This is a genomic window from Candidatus Endomicrobiellum pyrsonymphae (genome assembly GCF_020328025.1).
GTDB lineage: Bacteria > Elusimicrobiota > Endomicrobiia > Endomicrobiales > Endomicrobiaceae > Endomicrobiellum > Endomicrobiellum pyrsonymphae.
The window spans coordinates 1-732 of sequence record NZ_JAIXMZ010000002.1; the positions used below are offsets into that span (position 1 = coordinate 1).

At 45.9% G+C, this 732-nt stretch carries 1 pseudogene; it reads right to left on the minus strand.

The features are described from left to right. Positions 1-538: pseudogene (locus LE180_RS00335) on the minus strand (hypothetical protein); the annotation flags it as partial. Positions 539-732 lie beyond the last annotated feature (194 nt).

Consider the following 732-nt stretch of genomic DNA (forward strand, 5'->3'; position numbering starts at 1 on the left):
CTCTTTTCTTCTTCTTTTCCCAGCCTCCGCTTCTTCTGTTGTTGTTGACGTCGTCGTGTGCTTCGCTACTGCTTTCATCGCTACTGCTTTTGCTACCTTCGCTACCTTCATCGTCATCATACGATGAAGGTAGCGAAGGTAGCAAAAGCAGTAGCGATGAAAGCAGTAGCGAAGCACACGACGACGTCAACAACAACAGAAGAAGCGGAGGCTGGGAAAAGAAGAAGAAAAGAGTAAAATCCAGCTCATCGTCATCATCGTCAACATCATCATCGTCATCATATAGCGACCCATCAACATTCCCCTCATATGGAACATCATCATATAGCGCCCCATCATCAACATTTACATCAGCATCATCACCATCAGATAGCACATCATCATCATCGTCATCGCCAACATCATCACCAGCGTCGCCTTTCAGCTCATCTTCTAGTTCGTCCTCCAGCTCATCTTCAAGCTGGTCATTATCGTCATCATTTAGCGCATCACCATCATCTTCATCATCGTCATCATACGATGAAGGTAGCGAAAGCAAAGGTGGCAAAGGCAGGAAAGAGAAAGAGAAAGAGCGTGGCAAAGGCGACGGAGGCGGCGATGCAGGAGGTGGCGGGGAAAAGAAGAAGAACAGAGTAAAATCCGACTCATTAGAATCTGACTCAGAATCAGTCTCAGAATCAGAATCAGAATTATCTATACAAAATCGACACAACACATACTCCACAGAGTCGA